The organism is Phaeobacter gallaeciensis (assembly GCF_001678945.1).
Taxonomy (GTDB): Bacteria; Pseudomonadota; Alphaproteobacteria; order Rhodobacterales; family Rhodobacteraceae; genus Phycobacter; species Phycobacter gallaeciensis_A.
In genome coordinates this window covers 3,122,125-3,142,512 of record NZ_CP015124.1, presented here as the reverse complement: position 1 = coordinate 3,142,512, position 20,388 = coordinate 3,122,125, and the positions used below count along the sequence as shown (strand labels likewise).

At 62.6% G+C, this 20,388-nt stretch carries 18 protein-coding genes; 6 read left to right on the top strand and 12 right to left on the bottom strand.

What is annotated here, in order from left to right; genetic code table 11:
• Positions 1-41 precede the first annotated feature (41 nt).
• From ilvC to JL2886_RS14920, 3 genes are all read left to right on the top strand, one after another.
• Positions 42-1,064, top strand: a complete 1,023-nt coding sequence (gene ilvC, locus JL2886_RS14930; RefSeq protein ID WP_065273738.1) for a ketol-acid reductoisomerase — start codon at positions 42-44, stop codon at positions 1,062-1,064.
• A 97-nt stretch (positions 1,065-1,161) separates the two neighbouring features.
• A complete protein-coding gene (locus JL2886_RS14925; protein WP_065272731.1) occupies positions 1,162-2,079 on the top strand; it encodes a DMT family transporter in 918 nt (305 codons plus the stop codon).
• Between the two features lie 174 nt (positions 2,080-2,253).
• On the top strand, positions 2,254-3,156 hold the full coding sequence (locus tag JL2886_RS14920) for a DMT family transporter (RefSeq protein WP_065272730.1): 903 nt from the start codon (positions 2,254-2,256) through the stop codon (positions 3,154-3,156).
• Between the two features lie 8 nt (positions 3,157-3,164).
• Here the strand turns inward: JL2886_RS14920 and folP are convergent, their stop codons facing one another.
• The 7 genes from folP to JL2886_RS14885 form a co-directional block, all read right to left on the bottom strand.
• The gene (gene folP / locus JL2886_RS14915) at positions 3,165-4,163 is read right to left on the bottom strand and encodes a dihydropteroate synthase (protein ID WP_065272729.1); all 999 of its coding nucleotides are present in this window, start codon (positions 4,161-4,163) and stop codon (positions 3,165-3,167) included.
• On the bottom strand, positions 4,160-5,080 hold the full coding sequence (locus tag JL2886_RS14910) for a dihydroneopterin aldolase (RefSeq protein WP_065272728.1): 921 nt from the start codon (positions 5,078-5,080) through the stop codon (positions 4,160-4,162). Before JL2886_RS14910 ends, folP begins: the two co-directional genes overlap by 4 nt.
• A 148-nt stretch (positions 5,081-5,228) precedes the next feature.
• Positions 5,229-5,876 (bottom strand): cell wall hydrolase, encoded by a 648-nt coding sequence (locus JL2886_RS14905; protein ID WP_065272727.1) that lies wholly within the window; start codon positions 5,874-5,876, stop codon positions 5,229-5,231.
• 169 nt (positions 5,877-6,045) lie between these two features.
• Positions 6,046-8,610 carry a putative PEP-binding protein gene (locus tag JL2886_RS14900; RefSeq protein WP_065272726.1) on the bottom strand — a complete coding sequence of 855 codons (2,565 nt, stop codon included), beginning with the start codon at positions 8,608-8,610 and terminating at the stop codon, positions 6,046-6,048.
• Between the two features lie 236 nt (positions 8,611-8,846).
• A complete protein-coding gene (gene glyS, locus JL2886_RS14895; RefSeq protein WP_065272725.1) occupies positions 8,847-11,072 on the bottom strand; it encodes a glycine--tRNA ligase subunit beta in 2,226 nt (741 codons plus the stop codon).
• Between the two features lie 82 nt (positions 11,073-11,154).
• Positions 11,155-11,679, bottom strand: a complete 525-nt coding sequence (locus JL2886_RS14890; protein ID WP_065272724.1) for a DUF6446 family protein — start codon at positions 11,677-11,679, stop codon at positions 11,155-11,157.
• A 14-nt stretch (positions 11,680-11,693) separates the two neighbouring features.
• Positions 11,694-12,653: a glycine--tRNA ligase subunit alpha gene (locus JL2886_RS14885; protein ID WP_065272723.1), complete on the bottom strand. Its 960-nt coding sequence runs from the start codon at positions 12,651-12,653 to the stop codon at positions 11,694-11,696.
• A 253-nt stretch (positions 12,654-12,906) separates the two neighbouring features.
• Here JL2886_RS14885 and JL2886_RS14880 point away from each other — a divergent pair, with 253 nt between their 5' ends.
• Positions 12,907-14,661, top strand: coding sequence for a trypsin-like peptidase domain-containing protein (locus JL2886_RS14880; protein WP_065272722.1), 1,755 nt, complete (start codon positions 12,907-12,909; stop codon positions 14,659-14,661).
• A gap of 86 nt (positions 14,662-14,747) precedes the next feature.
• Here JL2886_RS14880 and JL2886_RS14875 read toward each other — a convergent pair whose 3' ends face one another.
• The 4 genes from JL2886_RS14875 to JL2886_RS14860 form a co-directional block, all read right to left on the bottom strand.
• Positions 14,748-15,389, bottom strand: a complete 642-nt coding sequence (locus JL2886_RS14875) for an SDR family oxidoreductase (protein ID WP_065272721.1) — start codon at positions 15,387-15,389, stop codon at positions 14,748-14,750.
• A 12-nt stretch (positions 15,390-15,401) separates the two neighbouring features.
• Positions 15,402-15,920 carry a DUF1178 family protein gene (locus JL2886_RS14870; RefSeq protein ID WP_065272720.1) on the bottom strand — a complete coding sequence of 173 codons (519 nt, stop codon included), beginning with the start codon at positions 15,918-15,920 and terminating at the stop codon, positions 15,402-15,404.
• 50 nt (positions 15,921-15,970) lie between these two features.
• On the bottom strand, positions 15,971-16,450 hold the full coding sequence (locus JL2886_RS14865; protein ID WP_065272719.1) for an NUDIX hydrolase: 480 nt from the start codon (positions 16,448-16,450) through the stop codon (positions 15,971-15,973).
• A 100-nt stretch (positions 16,451-16,550) separates the two neighbouring features.
• Positions 16,551-17,048 carry a GNAT family N-acetyltransferase gene (locus tag JL2886_RS14860; RefSeq protein ID WP_065273737.1) on the bottom strand — a complete coding sequence of 166 codons (498 nt, stop codon included), beginning with the start codon at positions 17,046-17,048 and terminating at the stop codon, positions 16,551-16,553.
• 89 nt (positions 17,049-17,137) lie between these two features.
• On the opposite strand from JL2886_RS14860, the gene JL2886_RS14855 reads away from it, so the two are divergent.
• Both JL2886_RS14855 and JL2886_RS14850 read left to right on the top strand, forming a co-directional pair.
• Complete coding sequence (locus JL2886_RS14855) at positions 17,138-17,743, top strand: flavin reductase family protein (RefSeq protein WP_065273736.1); 606 nt, start codon at positions 17,138-17,140, stop codon at positions 17,741-17,743.
• Positions 17,744-17,751: 8 nt separating this feature from the next.
• A complete protein-coding gene (locus tag JL2886_RS14850; protein ID WP_065272718.1) occupies positions 17,752-18,393 on the top strand; it encodes a CatB-related O-acetyltransferase in 642 nt (213 codons plus the stop codon).
• Between the two features lie 290 nt (positions 18,394-18,683).
• On the opposite strand, the gene JL2886_RS14845 is transcribed toward JL2886_RS14850, so the two are convergent.
• A complete protein-coding gene (locus JL2886_RS14845; protein WP_065272717.1) occupies positions 18,684-20,327 on the bottom strand; it encodes a SulP family inorganic anion transporter in 1,644 nt (547 codons plus the stop codon).
• Positions 20,328-20,388 lie beyond the last annotated feature (61 nt).

Sequence of the window (20,388 nt, the reverse complement as noted above, 5' to 3'; positions counted from 1 at the left end):
TGTCTATGATCACCCTCAAACGTCAACCGGAGGATTTTGACATGCGCGTTTACTATGACCGCGATTGCGATGTGAACCTGATCAAGGACAAGAAAGTGGCCATCCTGGGCTACGGTTCGCAAGGCCACGCCCACGCCCTGAACCTGCGCGACAGCGGCGCGAAGAACCTTGTCGTCGCCCTGCGCGAAGGCTCTGCCTCGGCCAAGAAAGCCGAAGCCGAAGGCCTGCAGGTCATGGGCATCGCCGAAGCGGCAGCCTGGTGTGACGTGATCATGTTCACCATGCCCGATGAACTTCAGGCAGAGACCTACAAGAAATACGTCCACGACAACATCAAGCCCGGCGCAGCCATCGCATTCGCCCACGGCCTGAACGTGCACTTCGGCCTGATCGAGCCGAAAGAAGGCGTCGACGTCATCATGATGGCGCCCAAAGGCCCCGGCCACACCGTGCGCGGCGAATACACCAAAGGCGGCGGCGTGCCCTGCCTGGTGGCCGTGGACAATGACGCCACCGGCAAGGCGCTGGAAATCGGCCTGTCCTACTGCTCTGCCATCGGTGGCGGCCGCTCGGGCATCATCGAAACCAACTTCCGCGAAGAATGCGAAACCGACCTCTTTGGTGAGCAGGCCGTTCTCTGCGGTGGTCTCGTTGAACTGATCCGCATGGGCTTTGAAACCCTGGTCGAAGCCGGTTACGCGCCGGAAATGGCCTATTTCGAGTGCCTGCACGAAGTGAAGCTGATCGTGGACCTGATCTACGAAGGCGGCATCGCGAACATGAACTACTCGATCTCGAACACCGCCGAATACGGCGAGTATGTCTCGGGTCCGCGCATCCTGCCCTACGACGAAACCAAAGCCCGGATGAAAGCGGTTCTGACCGACATCCAGACCGGCAAATTCGTGCGTGACTTCATGCAGGAAAACGCCGTTGGCCAGCCGTTCTTCAAAGGCACCCGCCGCCTGAACGACGAACACCAGATCGAGCAGGTCGGTGAGAAACTGCGCGACATGATGCCCTGGATCTCGGCCGGCAAGATGGTCGACAAAGAAAAGAACTAAGGCGCCTTTTCGGCTTGGCGGGCCTGTCCCGCCGCCTTATTCCTCTGCAGGGCGCTTCGGGCAACCGGAGCGCCTCTTTTGTTTTCGGAGTATTCCCATGCACGACGGCCCCGGCACCCTCAACTGGATCAAGCTTCTGTTTCTCGGCATGATCTGGGGCGCCTCCTTCATGGCGGTTTCGGTCGCTTTGGATGGTCTTGGGCCGGTCACGATCGCAGCCGCGCGGATCACGGTTGGCGCCCTGTGCCTGCTCGGCATCATCCGCGCCATGGGGATCTCACTGCCGCCAATAGCCAACCGCGCCGGGCGGCTGATCTGGGCCTGCGCCTTTGGTATGGGCTTCTTCAGCAACGCACTGCCCTTTACCCTGCTCAGCTGGGGGCAGACCCATGTGGCCAGCGGTTTTGCCGGGGTCTGCATGGCAGTGGTGCCGCTCTTCGTGCTGCCGCTGTCGCATTTTCTGGTACCGGGCGAGCATATGACCCTGCGGCGCAGTATCGGGTTCCTGACCGGCTTTGCAGGCGTGGTTGTGCTGATCGGGCTTGAGGCCTTCAGCAGCGCGGGTACGGATTTTGAATCGCTTGCGCGCCTTGCCTGCCTTGGCGCTGCGCTCTGTTATGCGGTCGGCTCCATCATCACCCGGCTCTGCCCCTCTGTGAACATGCTGTCGCTCTCGGCGGCGGCGCTCAGCTGTGCTGCCATGATGATTGTGCCCGCCGCGCTCTGGGCCGAGGGCGTCCCGCAGTTGCCGGAGACAACGCCGCTGGCAGCGGTTCTGTACCTTGGGCTGCTGCCCACCGCGCTGGCGCAGGTTTTGCTGGTGCAAATCGCCCGCAGCGCCGGGCCTTCCTTCCTGTCGACGGTGAATTATCAGGTGCCAGTCTGGTCGGTGCTGTTCGGCGCCACCCTGCTGAACGAGACCCTGCCACCACAGCTCTTTGCAGCTTTGGTGCTCATCCTTGGCGGGCTGCTGCTGAGCCGCACGCCCCGCCGCCGCGCCCCGGCCCATTCCTGAGACAACCGACAAGCCCTTCGCAATCCTGAACGCCCTCCTGAACCAAAGACTAATTGGTTGACCTCGGCGCAGCGCTCGGGTCTTGTCGCGCGGCTGACGCAAGAGGGGTGTCAGTCAGGTTGACTGCCCCACCTTAGGGCAATCACTTGCAGGCGAAATAGGGACAGCGAAAAGATGCCAGAGCGGATGGGAAAATACTGGGCCATGATCGCCACCCTCGGGCTGGTCTGGGGCGGTACTTTTCCCCTGATCAAAGTGGCTCTGGAAGGGATCACGCCCTTCTGGCTGGCAGCCGGACGCATTGGCTTTGCCGCCGTTTTGCTCTGTGCAATCTGGGGCTTGCGAGGCGGTGGTTTATTCAAGGCGCAGACCAGTTGGACGCCTCTTCTGATTATCGGCTTTGCCAGCACGGCCCTTCCCTTCATGCTGATCAATTGGGGACAGCAGCATGTCTCGGCCGGCTTCACGGGGCTTAGCATGGCAGCAATCCCGCTCTTTGTGCTCCCCTTGGCGCATTTCTTTGTACCCGGCGAGCGCATGATCCTGCGGCGCGTCGTCGGCTTTGTGATCGGTTTTGTCGGTGTTACCCTGCTGATCGGCGGCAAGGCCTTTGAAAGCAGCAATTCAGAGCTGGAACTTCTGGGCCGTATCGCCTGCCTCTCTGCCGCAGGATGCTATGCGGTCAGCTCGATCCTGACCCGCCGCCTGCCGCCCGTCGATCCGGTGGGTCTTGCCGCGATCCTGCTGGTCATCGGCAGCGTCATCATCCTGCCCACAGCCTGGGCCATCGAAGGCCCTCCGGTCATGCCGGATACGCACACTCTTGCGATTATCGCCTTCCTGGGGCTGATCCCAACCGCTGCCGCCAATTTCCTGCGGGTGATTGTGGTGCGCGAGGCCGGCCCCACCTTCATGACCCTGACGAATTATCAGGTGCCTGTCTGGGCCGTGGTCATTGGTGCGGTCTTTCTGGGCGAAGCCCTGCCCGCCTCGATGCTTTTGGCGATGGCCCTGATCCTGAGCGGCCTCTGCATCAGCCAATGGGGCGCCCTGCGCCGCCTGTTCTCACGCGCCTAAGCCTGTTTTCAGCGCACAGCCTGCCACAGGCGCACGGCCTGCGCGGTCTCTGCCACGTCATGCACGCGCAGAATCTGAACGCCCTGCGCCAGACCAGCCAGCCCGACGGCGATTGATCCCGGCGCGCGGGCATCTGGTGCAGGTGCCTGACCGATCTTTCCGATGAAGCCCTTGCGCGACACGCCCAGAAGGATCGGACAGCCAAGACCATGAAACAGGCTAAGATTACGCAGCAGGGTCAGGTTGTGCTCCTGCGTCTTGCCAAAGCCGATGCCGGGATCGATGACGATCCGGTCCCGCAGAACCCCAGTCGCCTCGAGCCGGTCCACCTGCGCCGCCAGAAAGTCATAGACGTCCAGCAGCACATTTTCATAAACCGGGTTTTCCTGCATGGTTGCGGGATCGCCCTGCGCATGCATCACGCAGACCGGCACCCCGGCCTGCGCCGCCAGCGGCGCCAATGCGGCATCAAAGGTAAATCCCGACACATCGTTGATCAGCCCGGCCCCGGCCTCCAGCGTTTCCGCGGCGACCTCGGCCTTGCGGGTGTCGATGGATATGGCCACCTGCGACACCTCGCGGATGGCGGCAATCACCGGCGCGGTGCGGGCGATTTCCTCGTCTTCGGGGATGAAATCCGCGCCGGGGCGGGTCGATTCGCCGCCCACATCGATGATCGAAGCGCCTTCCTCGACCATCCGCAGGGCGGCAGCGCAGCCTGCCTCTACCCCGCTGTGGCGGCCACCGTCTGAAAAACTGTCCGGGGTGACGTTCAGAATCCCCATGACCTGCGGCTGGGTCATATCAAGACCGGCAATCGCAGCGCGGCGGCCACTCAGCCGGTGACAGATGTCTTCCGGGATAAGCCCTGCTGGAATAAGGCACGGCGGCGCATCGCGGCTCAGCACCTCTGCCTCGGAAAACCACAGTGAAGATCCGCCCGCCAGGGGCACCGCCCCTTCGGGGCGGAGGTCTCCGTGCTGCACCAGCGGGCGGTAATACATCACAGTGTGGTTTGCTCCATATCGACGGCGCGCAAGGGCACCTGCGGATCGGCCGGCAGGTCCGCACCGATCACGATCATCTCTCCTGCTTCGAATGTTGCCGCAAACCACGAGGCAAGCGCAACCGCTTCGGCAGGGGCCGCGGAAGGACCATCGACGGCATCCAGAACGATCTTGGACGGGGCCCAGACGCAGATCTGGCCGTTTTTCATCGCCCAGTCCAATTCAGTCCGGGTCGCCACCACAACGCAGCGGTGGTCCTTGGCCGCCAGACGCCAAGCGTTCTGCTCGATCGCCAAAAGGTCGATCCGGCGCTGGGTCATCTTGTGGCCGGTCTGCGGCACCGCAAGAGGATGCGCGCCGACACAAAGGATCAGCGGTCGTTGACGACACTCCATCTGATCGATCCAGCCGGTCAGATTGTCGCTGTCGATGGCCTCATTGGACAGGTACATCAGGCGCGGATGCGGGACTTCGCCTTCGTCCACCGTGTGCGTGACCTGATCCTTGGAGCGGACGATTTCCACCCCCAGCGCCCCCGGTCCACGGTCCAGTTTCTCCACCCGCACGAAACAGCGGATCGCCTGCGGTTCCAGCAGGACCCGTTCGGCCACGCGTTCGGCCAGAGTTTCAAGGAGGTTCAGCCGCTCGGCGGCCAGCTCATAGGCGATTGCCTCGGTCACCTTGTCATAGGACAGGATGCGGTCGACATCATCATCCAGATCCGCAGGCAGCGGCGCCACTTCGACCACCACATTGAAACAGATTCTCTGTGTAGTGCCGCGCTCGGCCTGAAAGGCGCCGATTTCCACTTCGACCAGGTGATCCCGCAGCGAGATCCGGTCCAGAGGACCACCGCTGGCGGTCGCAATCGACCGTTCCGAAGGGTGTTCAAATGCGAGACGGATTTCTGAGGGCATGGCTGCGGGCCTTTGTCTGGCGGTATCAAAACGTACGGTGTCCACCGTACATCTGTCTCCCCGTCCATAGCAGGCCCGCATGCGCCGTACCAGCGACCGAAACCGCCTTTACGGCGATCCGGTCGGTGCAATCACCCTTGCGGCCCGATCACTCGCTGGAAGCGGTGCGGAACCGGTCGTCACGGTAGAACTGGTGTACGCCAATCCGTGCGGTCTTGGTGAAATGGCTGCTCCAGCGCGGGCGCACTGCGGTGGTGTGGTAATAGGTGGCGCCCTTGGTCAGGCCGGTATCAACACCGTCAAGCACCAGACGGGCAACCTTGGCCACGCGTTCAAAGGCGCGTTTTTCGCGAATGACCTCTTTGTGGCCATCGCAGGTATAGGTGAACTGGCACTGGTAGCGGCGGCCGGTTCCCTGATTGATCACGCCGCAGAAACTGCCGGGGAATTGGCTGCTTTCGACCCGGTTGCGGATCACCTCGGCGACAGCGAACTGGCCTTTGACGGTTTCACCGCGCGCCTCGAAATAGAGCGCCTCTGCGAGGCAAGCAAAGTTTTCGCCGCCAGTCGCCTTGGGTTGTTCGTCGAGCCATGCACGGGTGAACCGCAGGTCCTTTACATCCGGCTTGGATGGGGTACGCTTGAACCCGAAAAATCCGTTCAGGCGGCGTGTGGGCACGGCGTTCAGGGTGGACTGTTCGCGTTCGAACAGAGACTTCAGGCCAGTCTCGGCATGGGCCATGGGTGACGTGACCGTCAGGGCCGCCAGAGTGGCAGCCAGCGTCAGGAGTTTCATCTACAGATCCTCGTTTGTCAGCTCGCGCACGGCCTCCCCAGGTTGCGCGGTGGCAGGCTCTAAACGAATATCCGCAGATCGTCCACCTATACGAATGGTCAGGTCCCTGTGCGCCCAGTAGGGAACCGCCCAGATGGACCCAGCCAAAGCTGTCTGAAATCGAATTTTATTAAGTCTTTACGTAGGTTGGAGCGGCCTTGCCGATCTTCTCTCCAATCGCCAGCTGCGCCGCAGCCAGACGCACCACCGGAACGCGGAACGGAGAGCAAGACACGTAATCAAAGCCCGCCTCACGGCAAAAGGCAATCGATTCGGGGTTGCCGCCGTGTTCACCGCAGATCGACAGGGTGATATCTGCGCGCCCCGTGCGACCCCGCTGCGCACCAAGTTTCAGCAATTCTCCGACCCCGTCCACGTCCAGAACGTGGAACGGATCCTCTGGGAAGACGCCCTGCTGCACGTAGTTTGACATGAAACGGCCCGCATCATCGCGCGACAGACCATAGGCCATCTGCGTCAGGTCGTTGGTTCCGAAGCTGAGAAACGCCGTATGCGGCGCGATCTCTTCGGCGCGCAAGGCAGCGCGCGGCGTTTCGACCATGACGCCCAGACGGTAATCGAACTTCTGACCGCGCTCGGCGCTGACGGCCGAGGCCACCGCATCGATGCGCGCCTTGACCAGTTCCACCTCGCGCTTGGCCGAGACCAGTGGAATCATGATTTCCGGCACCACGGGCGCCCCGTCCTTGGAGGCCTCAAGCGTGGCCTCAAAAATGGCGCGGGCCTGCATATCGTAGATTTCCGGCACTGTGACCCCCAGCCGTACACCGCGCAGACCCAGCATCGGATTGTACTCGTGCAGTTCCTCCACCCGCCGGGTGACATCGCTGACGGGAATGCCCAGCGCCTCGGACAGCTCACGCTGACCGGACAGCGATGTGGGCAGGAATTCGTGCAAGGGTGGATCGAACAGCCGGATACAGACCGGCAGCCCCTCCATAATCCGGAACAGCTCGCGGAAATCGTCCCGCTGCATCGGCAGCAGTCGGGCCAGAACCGCCGCCCGTCCTGACGAAGTTTCGGCAAAGATCATCTCGCGCATCACGGTCAGCCGACCGGGATCGAAGAACATATGCTCGGTCCGGCACAGCCCGATGCCTTCGGCCTTGAAGTTGCGCGCCGTCTGGGCGTCGGCAGGCGTATCCGCATTTGCGCGAATTCCCATGTCGCGCGCCTCGTCCGCCCAGGTCAGAAGGGTCTGGAAGGCATCGTCCTGCGCCGCCTCCAGCATTTCCGGCTCACCGGCCAAAACCTGACCGTTGCTGCCATCGATGGTGACGGTGTCACCGGCCTTGAAGACCCGGCCGTCCGTGGCCACCAGCTGCTTTTGCTTGGTCAGGAACTTCATGTTCGAGGCGCCAACGATACACGGCACCCCCAGCCCCCGACCGATCACCGCGGCGTGGCTGGTCATGCCGCCCCGTTCGGTCAGAACTGCGACGGCCGCATGCATGCCGCGAACATCTTCTGGCGAGGTTTCCCGCCGCACCAGAATACATGGCTCACCGCGCGCGGCACTGGCCTGCGCTTCAGCCGCCGTGAACACGAGCCTGCCTGTCGCAGCGCCTGGACTGGCCGCGATCCCGGCACCAATCACATCCCGTTCGGCCGTTGGCAGCACCTGCCGGTGCAAAAGCTCGTTCAGGGCATGGGCGTCGACCCGCATCACCGCCTCGTGTGGGGGAATAATACCATCCTGCGCCAGCGCTACCGCGATCCGCACCGCCGCCTGCGCCGAGCGTGCCACCCGCACCCCGTCCAGAATATGCACGTCGTCGTCCTGAATGACGAATTCCACCTGCATTTCTTCGCGCAGCCGACGCCGCATCAATCCGGCATAGGATTTCAAATCGGCAAAGGCCGTGGGCGCCAGTTCCTCAAGCGAGGGACCCCGGGCGTCCTTTTCCAGAAACAGCGCGCGCGCCCCGGCGCCCAGCGCCTCGCGGCCCTGCGACTGGCTCAGGTAACGGCCGGTGAGCTGCGGCTTACCGGTGCGGCTGTCGACCAGCTGCAACACGCCAGAGCCGCATTCCCCCTGCCCCAGCCCCGGAATCATCTCCTGCACCACAAGACCCAATCCAGCATCCGCCGGAGCGCCCTTGGCCTGGCGCAACAGCCGTGCCGAGGTGCCTTCCCAGGCGCGCGCCATTGAGCGCAAAACGGCCGCCAGTTGCTCAGCCGGATCCTGCGGGAAGGGCTCATCCGTCTCCGCCTCATAGGCCATCAGCGTTTCGCGAAGCGCATCCGGGCCGCCGTCCTCGACATCGTCAAAGGCGTCCGGGTCCAGCCGCGCCACATGCACCGCATAGGATTGCACGAACCGCAAATACAGACCCGCTGCTGCCTCTTCTCCAAGCCGATTGCACAGCCCTTTGCAGCGGTCCTCGTTCATACCGATGTTGAGGATCGCACCCGGTCCGCCCCAGTCCGGATCTTCGGATGAGGGCCGTACGCAGAGCAGCGCATCGGTTGGAAACTCCGACAGAATGGCGCTGATATCCGGCATATCTCCCGCGGCGATTTCGTGCACCGCATCAAAAGACAGAGCAACGGTGCGCGGCACCGGCAGATCCAGCCGGACCAAGCGCTGCAGACATTTGGCGCGCCCGCCATGGCTGGAGGTCGCAATTGGGGCTGTCTGGGTGATCAGCGTGGCCAGGGGCGCATCGGGCATTGTTTATCCTGAACTTTCTGCACTGCGGCACTCACAGTTTCCTAGCAGCATAAGCCGCCTTTGCGCTCCTGCAAGAGGAGAACAGAAGAGAAGCCCATGCAACGCCATATTTTCCTGACGTTATCCACGCCGAGCCGGGTGCCCTGCGAAGGCCCTGCCGCGTCCAGCGAAAAACGCCGCGCAATCAGCGCGGCGTTTACTGTAGTTTCATTCGGGCCTGATGCTCAGGATGCCGTTCAGCCTTCCAGACGGGTCAGGTCAGCCACCTGGCCACAGACCGCGCGGATCTGGTGCAGCAGGTTCAGCCGGTTACGGCGCACGATTTCCTTGTCCGAATTGACCTGCACCGCCTCGAAGAAGGCGTCGATCGGTGCCCGCAGCGCCGCCATGCCGCCCATGGCGGCCGCGAAATCTTCGGCCTCGATGGCCGAGGAGATCGCCCCCTCGCCCAGTTCAAGCGCATCAAACAAGGCAATCTCGCTGTCGTCCTCGGCGAATTTCTTGTCAGCGCCAAAGGAGTATTCGACCCCGTCCTTCTCTTCGGCCTGGGACAGGATGTTATTGGCGCGTTTGAAGCCCTGCAGCAGGTTCTCGCCATCCTCGGTCTTGAGGAAGGCTTCCAGCGCCCGGGCGCGTTTCACCAGCAGTGTCAGATCGTCGTTGCCGTCCATGGCAATACAGGCATCGATCACATCGTGGCGGATACCCTGATCGCGCAGGAACACCTTCAGCCGGTCATGGAAGAAGGTCAGCAGATCGCGCGACACATCCGGCAGGCTGTCCTTCAGCTCTTCCATATGCTTGGGCAGATCGCCGTCAAAGGCATCCAGAACTGTGCGCACTGCGGAGCCGAAGACGCCATGTTCGGCGATTTCCTTGATCATGTCGCGCATCAGCCCGGCCGATACAGCGTCATCGCCATTCTGTTCCAGCTCGTGGCGCAGCAGATGGGTGTCGATATGCTGGTCCAGCGGCGTGCGGATGTCATTTTCCAGCACCAGCCGGATGACGCCCAGCGCCGCGCGGCGCAAAGCGAAGGGGTCTTTTGACCCGGTGGGTTTTTCATCGATGGCCCAGAAACCGGTCAGCGTGTCCAGCTTGTCCGCCAGCGCGACCGCGACCGAGATCTTCTCACTCGGCACATCATCCGACGGGCCAAGCGGAGAATAGTGCTGTTCGCAGGCATTGGCCACTTCTTGCGGCAGACCCGCGGCCTCGGCGTAATAGCGGCCCATAAGGCCCTGAAGCTCAGGGAATTCATAGACCATTTCCGACGACAGATCCGCCTTGGCCACGCGGGCCGCCTGTTCGGCCAGGTCCGGATCGGCGCCCAGCACCGGTGCCAGCTCGCGGGCAAGCGCGGCAATCCGCTCGATCCGCTCGGCCTGGGTGCCCAGCTTGTTGTGGAAGGTTACGTTCGACAGCGCCTCGGTCCAGGAGGACATGCCTTCCTTGGCCACGCGCAGATCGTTCTCCCAGAAGAATTTCGCATCGGCCAGACGCGCCGACAGAACCTTCTGATTGCCCGCCAGAATGGTGGCGCCGTGATCGGCGGTTTCGCGGTTGGCAACGGTGACAAAACCTTCGATCCGGCCCGTCTTTGGATTGCGGACCGAGAAGAACTTCTGGTGCTCCTTCATCGAGGTCTGCAGCACCTCGGGCGGCAACTCCAGAAAATCGTCGTCGATCTTGCCCATCAGGACCACCGGCCATTCCACAAGACCCGCGACTTCGGTCAACAACCCCTTGTCCTCGACCACCTCAAGACCACCAGCGAAGGCTTGGTTGGTAGCATCATGCCAGATCGCTGCCTCGCGTTCTGCCGGGTGCAAGATCACGTAAGCGCGCTTGAGCTTGGCGGAATAGTCCTCAAAACCGGTGACGGTAAAGCTGTCCGGCGCCATGAAGCGGTGGCCCCGGGTGCTGTCGCCCGCCTTCAGGCCTTCGATTTCAAACGGCACCACCTCGGCGCCGCCCTCATCCGACAGGATGCAGAGGATCGATTGCAGCGGACGCACCCAGCGCAAGGAACCAGCGCCCCAGCGCATGGATTTCGGCCAGGGGAAGTTGCGGATCGTCGTCTCCAGCACCTCGGCGATGATCTCTGCCGCCGGGCGACCGGTTTTTTCGATAGTGGCGAAATAGACGGCGCCCTTTGGCGTCTCGCGCTCTTCCAGCTGATCACGGGAAATTCCGGCGCCACGCAGGAAGCCTTCGACGGCCTTGTCCGGCGCGCCGACCTTGGGGCCCTTGCGCTCTTCGCGCAGGGTGGGGCTTTCGGCCAGCAGACCATCGACAGCAAGGGTCAGACGGCGCGGTGTCGACAGGGCGTGGGCGGCGGCATAGGTCAGACCGGCCTCGACCAGACCGTCGGTCATCCGTTTTTTCAGATCCGCCGCCGCACGCGCCTGCATACGGGCCGGGATTTCTTCGGAAAACAGTTCAATCAGCAGATCGGGCATTCCAGGTCCTCGGGGGTAGATGCGCCGGTGGCGCGAAAAATCTTCAGTCAGTGCAGCAGCCCCGGATGGGCTGTCAGGTGGTTTACTCGTCCCGCTCCGGGCAGGCGCCCTCCACCACAGAGGTGCCATCATAGGTCTGTTTGCCGCAATCGTTCATATCGTGCCAGACAAAGCCCTGTCCCTGATCGGTGATCGCCACGATGCGGTCGACACCATAGGAAATGTTCTTCACTGAAACGAACGCGGTGGCGGTGCCCTCCTCAAGGGCGGCGCCCAGCGCTTCGGCGTCGAAACAATCGAACCAGCCCGGCGCATTGCGCGGCACGGTCTGCTTGGAGGGGGTGAATTCCGCTGCCAGATCCTGCCGCGTCAAATCGGTCGTGAAACAGGCCCGATAGCGGATCGGAGAGCTGTCCGCGTCGATCGCCTGGAAATCATCATAGGCAATCGGGCGCGGCTCACTGCCATCCAGCGGCAACAACACCACGTCGCGGCCCGGCTGCGGCGCCACCTCTTCGTAGAATCCATAGACCTGAAGGTAGTACATGGCGCCGCCCGCGACGAGCGCGGACAGCCCCAGAATGATCGCAAGAACCTTGCCCAGCATGGCGTCTGTCCCCTTCAGGCGGCCTGTCCGCCAGCCGCTGTCTGAACAAAGGCATCGGCGCATTGCTTGGCCAGCGCCCGCACCCGGCCGATATAGGCCTGACGTTCGGTGACCGAGATCACCCCGCGCGCATCCAGCAGGTTAAAGATATGGCTCGCCTTGATGCATTGATCATAGGCCGGATGCGCCATGATGATGCGCTTGCCGGTCTTGGGGTCGTCATGCGCCTGCGACAGGATCGTGTTGCACTCCGCCTCGGCCTCTTCGAAATGGCGCAGCAGAACCTCGGTATTGGCCACGTCGAAGTTCCAGCGGGCGTATTCCTCTTCGGTCTGCTTGAACACATCGCCATAGGTCAGCGGGATCGGCGCATTCGGATCGTTGAAGGGCATGTCCATCACGTGGTCGATACCAAGGACATACATCGCAAGGCGTTCCAGACCGTATGTCAGCTCACCCGACACCGGCGCGCAGTCATGACCGCCGACCTGCTGAAAATAGGTGAACTGGCTGACTTCCATGCCATCGCACCAAACTTCCCAGCCAAGTCCCCAGGCACCCAGGGTCGGGCTTTCCCAGTCGTCCTCGACGAACCGGATGTCGTGCAACTCCATGTCGATGCCGATCGCCTCGAGGCTGCCGAGATAAAGCTCCTGCAGGTTCGGCGGGCTGGGTTTGATCAGCACCTGATACTGGTAGTAATGCTGCAGACGGTTGGGGTTTTCACCATAGCGGCCATCGGTGGGGCGGCGCGAAGGTTGCACATAGGCCGCAGCCCAGGGCGCGGAGCCTAGCGAGCGCAGCGTCGTGGCCGGGTGGAAGGTGCCGGCGCCGACCTCCATGTCATAGGGCTGCATGATGGCGCAGCCCTTGGATGCCCAGTAGGCCTGCAGCCGCAGGATGATTTCCTGAAACGAGCGCGGCGCGTCGGTGGAGGCAGTGGTGGCGGCGGCGCCGCTGGTGGTCTGGGTCATATCAGATCCCTCTCTGGGACATCTCAATAGGGCAGCAAATGCGGGGTTCTTCCTATGCAAGCCCCCGCCGGGGGTCAACGGCTAGTCGCCTTTGAACGGCAAGGTAAGGGATGCTTTGCGCCTCTGGCTGCAGCAAAGGTGATGGTTTGCTGCATCAAGGCACGAATTCCCCCTTCTGCAGGAGTTTTCTTTACCCCATCAAAATGCTTATCTGCGCAACAACAAATTGCCCCATCGGGATAGAGGTCCTGTAATGAAAAGAATAGTCACCGCCCTGCTGCTGGCGCTCAATATGTTTGCATTTGCTCTGGCTGGCCCAGCACAGGCGCAACAAGCCGGACAGGAGACCGTCTGGATCCAGATTGCGGCCCGCCCGTCTCTGGCCGATGCCCAGCAGGAGGCGCAGAGCTATGCCGCGCGACTGCCCGATGTGGCCGGTTTCACCCTTGGCGCAGGTTGGTACGGCATCGTTCTTGGCCCCTATACCCGCCAGGATGCCGAACGGGTCCTGCAGGTCTACCGCAGTGAGGGGCAGATCCCCCGCGACAGCTTCATCGCCTTCCAGGCCAACCTACGCAATCAGTTCTATCCGGTCGGCGCACAGGATCAGGCCACCGCGACGGCTCCGACCGTACCGCAGGTGTCCGAACCTGTTGTTGAATCGCAGCCGCAAATCACCCTGCCCGATGAAACCCCGGCCGAGGCCCGCCGCAGCGAACGCCTGCTGACCCGAGAAGAGCGCGAGGAGCTTCAGATCGCCCTGAAAGCCGCCGGTTTCTATGCTGCTGCGATCGATGGCGCCTTTGGTCGCGGCACGCGCCGGTCCATGTCGGACTGGCAGTCCTTCAAGGGTTTTGAGCCCACCGGCGTTCTGACCACCGCACAGCGTCAGGTTCTGCTGGATGATTACAACGCGCCGCTGATTTCCGTCGGCATGGCCAATGTCATCGATACCGGCGCCGGGATCTCGATGGATATTCCCGCTGGTGAAGTCGCCTTCTCCCGCTATGAATCGCCCTTTGCCCATTACGACAGCCGCGGCTCTTTGGGCGTGCGCGTGCTGATGATCAGCCAGCGCGGCGACAAGAACACGCTGCTCGGTCTTTATGACATCATGCAGACGCTTGAGATCGTTCCTCTGGACGGCCCCCGGCAGCGCGGCAACGACAGCTTCACCATCGAAGGCAGCAACGGGCAGATCGTCTCTCATACCGAGGCCAGACTGCAGAATGGTGAGATCAAGGGCTTCACCCTGATCTGGCCGACCGGGGATGAGGACCGCCGTGCCCGGGTGCTGGCCGCCATGCAGAACAGTTTCCAGCGGCTTGACGGGGTGCTGGACGCCGCCGCAGGCAGCGATGTGCGCCAGAGCGTCGATCTGGTGTCCGGTCTGGAAGTGCGCAAGCCCCGCCTGTCCCGGACCGGTTTCTTTGTCGACCAGAACGGCGCCGTGGTGACGACCTCGGATGTGGTTGCAGGCTGCAGCCGGATCACGCTGGACCATGGCTATCAGGCAACCGTCGCCGCAAACAATGCCGAGGATGGCCTCGCGATTCTGCAGCCTGTCCAGAACCTGGCCCCGATGGCCGTTGCTGGGTTCACCACCCAGACGCCGCGCCTGCAATCCGAAATCGCCGTGTCGGGTTTCTCCTACGAGGGCATTCTGGGCGCTCCCAGCCTGACCTTCGGCACCCTAGCCGATATCAAAAGCCTTGATGGCAACAACGGCGTGATCCGCTTGGATCTCGCAGCCCAGCCCGGCGATGCGGGTGGTCCGGTGCTGGATGCCTCTGGTGCGGTTCTGGGCATGCTGCTGCCGCGCGAAATCAAGGGCCGCCAACTGCCCGAAGGCGTCAGCTTTGGCATCAATGCCACCGCGCTGCGCAATGCAATCACGGCTGCAGGGATCGCCAGTGCCGATCAATCCGCCGGCGCCGCGCCCCTGTCGAACGAGGCACTGGTACGCCACGCCAGCGGCATGACCGTTCTGGTCAGCTGCTGGGAGTAACGACGTAGAAAAGACCTGCACATAAAGCAAAACGCCAGAGCCTGACCGCTCTGGCGTTTTCATTTGGCGACACGCGTTGGTTCGGCTCAGAAGGCGTGAATACGGCCATCCCAGGTGTGAAAGCAGCCTGTCGTCTGCAGTGTCAGCACGTCGAATTCATGCATCAACCCAGCCGCCGCTTCCTGGACCGAGATATCCCCTTCGCTGCCGCCCATATCAGTGCGCACCCAGCCGGGATGATAGATCCCGACCGAAATACCTTCAGGTTTCAAATCCGTCGCCAGATTGCGCCCGATGTTCAGCGCCGCCGCCTTTGAGGCGCGATAGGCATAGCTGCCCCCTGGGGCGCGGGCATGGCTGGCCATCTGGGAAGAAATGATCGCGATTTTCGGGTTATCCGACAGGCGCAGGTTCGGCAGCAGCGCCTGCACAGTCAGGAACACGCCGGTGACATTCACCGCCAGGGACTTGCTCCAGACCTCAGTGGTGTAATCCTCCAGCGCCATGCCTTTGTCGATATAGACACCAGCGTTGCAGACCAGAAGATCAACCGGCTTGTCGCCCAGGTGGGCGGCAAATCGCGCCTGCTGGCCGGAATCGCAGACATCAAGCCGCACCCCCGAGGAATGATCCCGCGAGGTGCCTGTCACCTCGTGCCCGGCCTCTGTGAGCTGCTTTACCAGCTCCCGGCCAATGCCCCGGCTCGCCCCGGTCACAACTGCGTGCATATGCCTGTCCCTTTAATTCGTTTTTCGCGTCGGACCGAAAGGCAGCGGCAAAACCGGCACCCCGTCCTCGATCAATGCCTTTGCCTCGTCCAGCCGCGCCTCGCCGTGAATTGCCCGTTCGGGCGCATCGCCCAAATGCATGGCACGCGCTTCCGAGACGAAGTCCTTTCCGACGTAGTCCGAGTTCTCCTCGACCTGGCGCCGCAGCTCGCGGAGGGCCTTTTCCTGCTCGCTGGCAGGAGCACTGAGCGCACCTGGCACCCCCTCCGGCACCTGGGCAGGAACAGAAGCCTGCGGCGAAGCTCCGCCTGCCTGCGCGGACGCGGCGTCGGTATCGGGGTCAATTGAGGGGGAAACAGACTTGCGACCGGGACGCACATGCGGCGCCATAATGGCCTTCTCCACCTTTTGCGAACCGCAGATGGCGCAGGACACCATCCCGGCGGCGGCCAGTTTGTCAAAGGCAGCAGCCGACTGGAACCAGCTGTCAAAGCTGTGACCCTCGGCGCATTTCAGACTATACTGTATCATCTCGTTTCTCGCAGCGGATACTGCCCATTACGCGTTCCCCTCACCTCACTTCAAGAGTTGAAAAGTTCAGAGCCGATCCCATCAGGATCAAACCGGGTAAGAATTTTCTTCAGCGCCTTTTCCTGCACCAACCCCGCAGCCTTGCGCGGGGATGTCCACGCCCGCTGGCGCTGATGCCGTTCGGGGAACTCATCCTGCAGGGCCGTCACGATGACGGGATAGACCCGCACGACACAGGGCACAGGTGATAATTCGCTGCGCCATTTGTCATAGGTAAACTCACCCAGGCAGTTGTCCACCGGAACGCCCCGCACGCCCGCTTCCTCCCAGGCTTCGATGGCTGCGGATTCGGCCAGGCTGCGCCCCGGGATCGGCCAGCCTTTCGGCAAGATCCAGCGCCCGGTTCCCCGCGACGTGATCATCAGAATCCGCGGCTTGCCGGTCTTAGTGATGCGAAAACACAGCGCCGCGACCTGGGTTGCGGTCCCCGTCCCCGACTTTGAAATGGCAGACAGAGCGGATCTGTTCAATGTGGCACCACCTGGGCTTGCAGGGTTTCTGTGGATACAGCCCCTATCCTCCTTTTACGATAGCAGAGAAAAGGCCCCCAGTTGAAGCGGGATCGACCGCTTAATCCTGCATGCGGGTCCAGCGGGTCACATCTCCGTCAACACCGTCCCAGGCATCCGCGGTCAGCGCCAGCCCCAGCACCCGGTCGGGGTTGGTGGGCGGCGGCATCAACACGCCCTCAAGCTTCTCGAAGCCAAACCGGCGGTAATAGGGCGCATCGCCCACCAGCATGACGCGCGCCCAGCCAGAATCGGCGGCCCGCGCAAGGCTGTCCCGGATCAGGGACCCGCCCAGCCCCTCCCCCTGGTGGGTCGGGTGTACCGCCACCGGCCCCAGCAACAGCGCATCCGCCGTGCCCACATGCACCGGCCAGAACCGGATCGCACCGGCCAGAATGCCCTGTTCATCCCGCGCCACAAGGCTGAGGCCCGAAACCGGCGGAACCTCATCGCGCAACCGATAGGACGACAGCGCCTCACGCCCCGGCGCAAAGCACAGATCATAAAGCGCCTCCACTTCCCAGCGGTCGTCCGGCTGCTCCGGTTTCAGTTCGATCACGCCACTCACGCCTCCGCGAAATCACCCGTAAAGGGGTGGAATTCGCCCTAGCACGGGCCTAAGCATTGAGCAAACAATTGGAGATGCGCATGTTCTACCGCCCCGAAGACGGCCACGGCCTGCCCCATAACCCGTTCAACGCCGTAATCACGCCGCGCCCGATCGGCTGGATCTCGTCCCGCTCGGCTGACGGTGTCAACAACCTGGCGCCCTATTCCTTTTTCAACGGCGTCGCCTATACCCCACCGCAGGTGATGTTTGCCTCCACCGGCAGCAAGGAAGACCAGGACAACACCAAGGACAGCATGGCCAATATCGAGGAGACCGGCGTCTTCTGCGTCAATATCGTCTCCTACGCCATGCGCGATGCGATGAATGCCAGCTCGCAGACCTTGGGCAAAGAGGTCGATGAATTCGCCCATGCGGGTCTTACCGCCGAGGACTGCCAGACCATCAATTGCGCCCGCATTGCCGGTGCCCCCGCCGCGCTGGAGTGCAAGCTGACCAAGATCGTGACGCTGCCCGGAGTCTCCAACCGCGTCGCCTTTGGCGAAGTGACCGGCGTGCACCTGCGCGATGACTGCATGAAGGACGGCATGTTCGACGTCACCACATTTGAACCGCTGGCCCGCCTTGGTTACCGCGATTATTCCCGCGTGACCGAGGTCTTCTCGCTGGCCCGCCCCGACGACTGAGCCCCATCATGCCCCTTCCCGATCCCGGCCTGCGCCACCCGATTATCCTGCCAGACGGCACGCCCCATGCGGGCACCGTGATGCTGTCGCGCGCGGTGGACCATCCCAATTTCCAGGTGGGCGACTACAGCTATGCCTCGGATTTCGATCCGCCAAAGGACTGGGCGTCGCATCTGGCGCCCTACCTGTTCCCCGGTGCCCGCGAAAGGCTGGTGATCGGACGCTTTTGCCAGATCGCCCATGGCGCGCGTTTCATCACCGCCTCGGCCAACCACGGGCAGGACGGGCTCAGCTGCTACCCCTTCCCGGTCTTCGACCCCGCGCAGATGGCAGGTTTTCAGCCCGACACCCGCGATACCGTGATCGGTAATGACGTCTGGATCGGCTATGGCGCGATAATCCTGCCCGGTGCGCGCATCGGCGATGGCGCCATCATCGGCGCAGGCGCTGTGGTGCGCGGCTCGGTTCCGGCCTATGGAATCGTCACCGGCAATCCCGGACGCGCCGAACGGTTCCGGTTTTCAAAACCCCAGATCGCGCGGCTTCTGGCCCTCAAATGGTGGGACTGGCCTGTCGATCTGATCCTGCGCGCCGAGCCTGCGCTGCTGTCCGGCGATCTCGATATGCTCGAAAGCCTCGCGCCAGACTGACACCTGCCCAAGCTGCTGCTTCGGAGCCGCCCTCGACGCAAGCCTGCGGGCACGATGCCGGACCACGTGCAAGCCAAATTGCCGAGGTTCCGCGCCCCTGAGAAGGGCGTGGATACGGCCATTTTGCTTGTCGCGCGGGACAGGGTTCGTGACAGACAGGCCGCGCGTGGGCGGATCCGGGGCTGCTGCTTTGGTGAGCCCGAGACTTCTCCCTTAATACCCTACACACATCAAAAAGGGGCCTCCGCATCTGGAGGCCCCATTCAATTTTCCAGACTTGACCCAGACGGTCAGTGGCCGCCCAGCACCCCGGTCTTAACCGAGTAATCCACCGCCAGCGCGTATTCCGGGTCATCGTCGCTGTCGACCATCAAGTGGCCGGCCTTGGACAGGAGCTGGTGGCAATCACGGCTGAGGTGACGCAGCACGATGGTCTTGCCCTCCTCCTCGTACTTTCCGGCCAGCGCCTCGATCGCCTGCAGAGCAGACTGGTCCACCACCCGGCTATTGGCAAAATCGACGATCACACGCTCGGGATCGGCTGCCACGTCGAAGAGCTCGATAAAACCATCGGTGGAGCCAAAGAACAGCGGACCTTCGATTTCATAGACCTTCGCACCCTTGTCGCTGGCGGATTCGCGGGTGCGGGCGTGAATGCGGCGCGCGTTGTTCCAGGCATAGGCCAGCGCCGAGACGATCACCCCGACCACCACGGCGATGGCAAGGTCGGTCATCACCGTCACCACCGTCACCAGCACGATCACAAAGGCATCCATCAGCGGCACCTTGGTCATGATCTTGAGACTGTTCCAGGCGAAGGTGCCGATCACCACCATGAACATCACCCCCACCAGCGCCGCCAGCGGGATCTGTTCGATCAGCGGCGAAGCCACGACGATAAAGGTCAACAGGAACAGCGCAGCCGCGATGCCCGCAATCCGGGTGCGGCCACCCGATTTCACGTTAATCATCGACTGGCCGATCATGGCGCAGCCGCCCATGCCGCCGAAGAAACCAGTGACGATATTCGAGGTACCCTGCGCGATGCACTCCTGGCTGGCACCGCCGCGCTTGCCGGTGATTTCGCCCACCAGGTTCAGCGTCAGCAGGCTTTCGATCAGACCAATGGCGGCCAGGATCACCGCATAGGGCAGGATGATCTCAAGGGTTTCCAGATTGAACGGCGCCAGCGCAGTCCCATAAAGGCCAATGCCATCACCAAAGGGATTGTGAAAGGCCGGAAAGCCGCCTTCGATCGAGGCCAGATCGCCGACCCGCGGCACATCAAGGCCCAGTGCGATCACGAGGATTGCCACGATGCCAATGCCCGCCAGCGGCGCCGGGATCACCGAGGTGATCTTGGGCGTGCCCCAGATAATCGCCATGGTCAGGGCCACCAGCCCCAGCATCATATAAAGCGACAGGCCGGACAACCACTCGGTGCCACCGCTGCCGGGGACCTTGAACTGGGTGAGCTGCGCCAGGAAAATAACGATGGCCAGACCGTTCACAAAGCCCAGCATCACCGGATGCGGCACCAGACGGATGAATTTACCCCAATGCATCACCCCGGCGATCACCTGCAGGATGCCCATCAGCACCACGGTTGCAAAAAGATACTCGACGCCGTGTTCCGCCACCAGCGCCACCATGACCACCGCAAGCGCCCCGGTCGCCCCCGAGATCATGCCGGGCCGTCCGCCGATCAGCGCCGTGATCAACCCCACCATAAAGGCCGCGTAAAGCCCCACCAGCGGGTGCACCCCGGCGACAAAGGCAAAAGCCACCGCCTCGGGGACCAGCGCCAGCGCCACGGTCAGCCCCGACAACAGCTCGGTGCGCACGCGGCCCACGGACCAGCCCTCGTCCTGCATGATGGATAGGTTCGGCGGGGAAATACGATTGGCCAAAAGGGCCATGGCGGCGCGTTTCATCAAGAATACCTGCGGTTGGAGGAGGTCACGTTGTGGCCCGCCCCTAGCTGAAACTGGCCTT

What these genes read in the sequence shown, in the direction of transcription:
- JL2886_RS14905 (WP_065272727.1), bottom strand. Translation starts at nt 5,876, where the DNA reads ATGAAACTCCTGACGCTGGCTGCCACTCTGGCGGCCCTGACGGTCACG.
- JL2886_RS14925 (WP_065272731.1), top strand. Translation starts at nt 1,162, where the DNA reads ATGCACGACGGCCCCGGCACCCTCAACTGGATCAAGCTTCTGTTTCTC.
- JL2886_RS14885 (WP_065272723.1), bottom strand. Translation starts at nt 12,653, where the DNA reads ATGACCCAGACCACCAGCGGCGCCGCCGCCACCACTGCCTCCACCGAC.
- JL2886_RS14870 (WP_065272720.1), bottom strand. Translation starts at nt 15,920, where the DNA reads ATGATACAGTATAGTCTGAAATGCGCCGAGGGTCACAGCTTTGACAGC.
- JL2886_RS14910 (WP_065272728.1), bottom strand. Translation starts at nt 5,080, where the DNA reads ATGCCCTCAGAAATCCGTCTCGCATTTGAACACCCTTCGGAACGGTCG.
- ilvC (WP_065273738.1), top strand. Translation starts at nt 42, where the DNA reads ATGCGCGTTTACTATGACCGCGATTGCGATGTGAACCTGATCAAGGAC.
- JL2886_RS14845 (WP_065272717.1), bottom strand. Translation starts at nt 20,327, where the DNA reads ATGAAACGCGCCGCCATGGCCCTTTTGGCCAATCGTATTTCCCCGCCG.
- JL2886_RS14920 (WP_065272730.1), top strand. Translation starts at nt 2,254, where the DNA reads ATGCCAGAGCGGATGGGAAAATACTGGGCCATGATCGCCACCCTCGGG.
- JL2886_RS14880 (WP_065272722.1), top strand. Translation starts at nt 12,907, where the DNA reads ATGAAAAGAATAGTCACCGCCCTGCTGCTGGCGCTCAATATGTTTGCA.
- JL2886_RS14900 (WP_065272726.1), bottom strand. Translation starts at nt 8,610, where the DNA reads ATGCCCGATGCGCCCCTGGCCACGCTGATCACCCAGACAGCCCCAATT.
- glyS (WP_065272725.1), bottom strand. Translation starts at nt 11,072, where the DNA reads ATGCCCGATCTGCTGATTGAACTGTTTTCCGAAGAAATCCCGGCCCGT.
- JL2886_RS14850 (WP_065272718.1), top strand. Translation starts at nt 17,752, where the DNA reads ATGCCCCTTCCCGATCCCGGCCTGCGCCACCCGATTATCCTGCCAGAC.
- JL2886_RS14890 (WP_065272724.1), bottom strand. Translation starts at nt 11,679, where the DNA reads ATGCTGGGCAAGGTTCTTGCGATCATTCTGGGGCTGTCCGCGCTCGTC.
- JL2886_RS14875 (WP_065272721.1), bottom strand. Translation starts at nt 15,389, where the DNA reads ATGCACGCAGTTGTGACCGGGGCGAGCCGGGGCATTGGCCGGGAGCTG.
- JL2886_RS14855 (WP_065273736.1), top strand. Translation starts at nt 17,138, where the DNA reads ATGTTCTACCGCCCCGAAGACGGCCACGGCCTGCCCCATAACCCGTTC.